This window comes from Pandoraea sp. B-6 (assembly GCF_000282835.1).
Lineage (GTDB): Bacteria > Pseudomonadota > Gammaproteobacteria > Burkholderiales > Burkholderiaceae > Pandoraea > Pandoraea cepalis.
The window spans coordinates 23,914-26,735 of the sequence record NZ_KB290554.1 but is presented as its reverse complement, the minus strand read 5'-3'; the positions used below and the strand labels follow the sequence as shown (position 1 = coordinate 26,735).

Sequence of the window (2,822 nt, the reverse complement as noted above, 5' to 3'; positions counted from 1 at the left end):
TTTTGCTGGAGGGCGATGTCGGCGTCTTCGACCGGCGGCGTGGGCGCGGCCACGGCGGGCGGCGCGGGCGTCGGCGGCGGCGTCACCACGGGCGGCGTCGGCTCCGCGACTTCGGACGGTGTCCACAGCTCGGCCTCTGACCCGGCCGGCGAACTGTTCTGCCAGCGCATGCCATAGAAGAGCAGCGCGAACAGCAGCGCGTGCATGAACAGCGCGAGGAGAAATGCCCGACCCGTGCCCCGCTCATCGTTGCGTGGGCCGATAGGGCGATTGGCACGGTCGGTGCGGGCTGCGGTGCGGCTCATTTCTGCTTGACGAGCAGGCCCACGCGCTTGACGCCCTGGGCCTTGAGATCGGACATCACGTTCATGACGATTTCATAGCGCACCGACTTGTCGGCGGCGATGACGACCGGTTGATCCGGATTTGCGGCCTGACGCCCTTGCAGGAACCCCGTCAGATCGGCGGCGCCCATGCGCTGCTCGATGGTGTTCTCGCCGTCCTTGTAGCGCACCAGCATCCGGTTGTCGGCCTCGATGTTGACGACCACGGGCGGCGTCTGCTGCTGCGGGCTCGCGTTGGCGACGCTCGGCAGGTTGACGATCGACGGCGCGACCAGCGGCGCGGCCACCATGAAAATGACGAGCAGCACCAACATCACGTCGATGTACGGTACGACGTTGATATCCGCCATGGCGCGACGGCCGCGGCGAGCGTTGCGCATAGAACCTGCCATGTCTCGGCGCTCCCGGAGTGCTTAGTGAATCTGCCGTTGCAGGATGTTGGAGAATTCTTCGACGAAACTTTCGAAGCGGATCGACAGTCGGTCGATGTCGTTGGCGAAGCGGTTGTAGGCGACCACGGCAGGGATTGCGGCGAATAGACCGATGGCCGTCGCCACCAGTGCTTCCGCGATACCGGGCGCTACATTGGCGAGCGTGGCTTGTTGCACGTTCGACAGGCCGCGGAAAGCGTTCATGATACCCCACACCGTGCCGAACAGACCGATGTACGGGCTCACCGAGCCGACCGATGCGAGGAACGGCAGATTGGCTTCGAGCGAGTCCATTTCACGTTGATAGCAAGCGCGCATCGCACGACGCGCGCCGTCCAGAATGGCGCTCGGATCGTGCAGACCCTTCTCGCTCGCCTTGATGTACTCGCGCATACCCGATTCGAAGATGCGTTCGAGCGCCCCCGTCTGATGACGGTTGTTCAGCGCGCTTTGATAGAGCGCCTGAAGGTCGCCACCCGACCAGAAATCGCGTTCGAAGCGCTCGGTCTGGGTGCGGGCGCGGCGAATCGCGAAGATCTTGCGGAAGATGTGGGTCCACGAGAGCAGCGAGAGCACCAGCAGCAGGCCCATGACGGCCTGAGCGAGCACGCTGGCATGCAGGACCAGCGAAATAATGGAAAGGTCTTGATCGGGCATGGTGTGGTTATTGACTGACCGGAATTCTTGTTGTTGGCTTCAGGCGGCTGCCGAACGGGGCGGCTCACCCGCTGCGGCGGCCGACAGCATGGCGAGGCGCACGTTCGCGGGAATCTTGCCTGGGCGCAGCGTGTTGGCCGCCACACAGCCAATTTTGATGCTGCCGCGCACCAACAGTTCGCTGCTGCCGTCCGGCGCGTCTCGCCAGGCTTCCTGGTGAAAATCGACAGAGGCGCCGCCAACGCGCTCGATGCGGCTTTTGATGGTGAGGAGATCGTCCAGCCGGGCGGGGGCCAGATAGTCGAGTGCGGTTGCACGCACAATGAAAATCATGCCGGTTTCGCGGGCCAGCGCGAGCTGCTCGATGCCGAGCGAACGAAGCCACTCGGTTCGGGCCCGTTCAAAGAATTTCAGATAGTTGGCATAGAAGACGACGCCTCCGGCGTCCGTGTCCTCGTAGTAAACGCGAATTGACCAACAGGTATCAAAATCAGCCATGCCGCGCATTGTAGCGGAACCTGAGACCAACGCCAGTCACGGAAACACAATTTTTCAAACGGTAACGATGGCCTCATGTTTACGGGGAATTACTGAAAGCCCCGCGGCGCACCAAACTGGGGCCAATTTGCGCGGATCCCCCGTGTGGCGGGGGATTGCGCTGGCGCCCGAGGGCTGCCCATCTTTATAATGGTGGCTCGCAAGCCCCCTGAATTTCAGACAGGACCCCGCGGGTGCCCCCTGCTTCGTGCGCCCCTGGGTTCCCTCATAGCGAATCAACCTGCGAGGCCCTCGAATTGACTTCCCCTTCATCGCAAGCAACGTCTGTCCGTGTCGCGTTTCTCGGCCTGGGCGTGATGGGTTATCCCATGGCCGGTCATCTGCAACGTGCCGGTCATCAGGTCACGGTCTATAACCGCACGGCCGCCAAGGCGCAGCAATGGGCCAACGAGTATGGCGGTGCGGCCGCCGCCACGCCGGCCGAGGCAGCGCGCGACGCCGATATCGTGGCCGCCTGCGTCGGCAATGACGACGACCTGCGCAGTATCGTGCTCGGTGAGCACGGCGCCTTCGCCGGCATGAAGGCGAACGCCGTCTTCGTCGACCACACAACGGCCTCGGCCGACGTGGCACGCGAACTCTACGCCGCCGCGCGCGCGAAGGGGCTGCACTTCGTCGACGCCCCCGTCTCGGGTGGCGAAGCCGGTGCCAGGAACGGCGTGCTGACGATCATGTGCGGCGGCGACGCGCCGGCGTTCGACCGGGTGGCCCCGACGCTGGGCGCCTACGGCCGAGCCGTCACGCGCGTGGGCGAGGCCGGCGCGGGGCAGGTGGCCAAGATGGTCAATCAGATCTGCATCGCCGGTCTCGTGCAGGGACTGTCGGAAGCGAT

4 protein-coding genes and 1 pseudogene are annotated in these 2,822 nt (G+C 64.3%); 1 reads left to right on the top strand and 4 read right to left on the bottom strand.

Going from position 1 to position 2,822, the window contains the following annotated elements:
- The 4 genes and pseudogenes from A985_RS28725 to ybgC form a co-directional block, all read right to left on the bottom strand.
- Positions 1 to 305, bottom strand: a pseudogene (locus A985_RS28725) (hypothetical protein); the annotation flags it as partial.
- The gene (tolR, locus tag A985_RS0120095) at positions 302 to 736 is read right to left on the bottom strand and encodes a protein TolR (protein WP_026132193.1); all 435 of its coding nucleotides are present in this window, start codon (positions 734 to 736) and stop codon (positions 302 to 304) included. The gene tolR and the pseudogene A985_RS28725, both read right to left, overlap by 4 nt.
- 21 nt (positions 737 to 757) lie before the next feature.
- Complete coding sequence (tolQ, locus tag A985_RS0120090) at positions 758 to 1,432, bottom strand: protein TolQ (protein WP_017235170.1); 675 nt, start codon at positions 1,430 to 1,432, stop codon at positions 758 to 760.
- 39 nt (positions 1,433 to 1,471) lie between these two features.
- A complete protein-coding gene (gene ybgC / locus A985_RS0120085; protein ID WP_026132192.1) occupies positions 1,472 to 1,930 on the bottom strand; it encodes a tol-pal system-associated acyl-CoA thioesterase in 459 nt (152 codons plus the stop codon).
- A 356-nt stretch (positions 1,931 to 2,286) separates the two neighbouring features.
- Here ybgC and A985_RS26375 point away from each other — a divergent pair.
- Positions 2,287 to 2,822, top strand: a 536-nt coding sequence (locus A985_RS26375) for an NAD(P)-dependent oxidoreductase (protein ID WP_017235168.1), incomplete at its 3' end; no start/stop codon positions are given.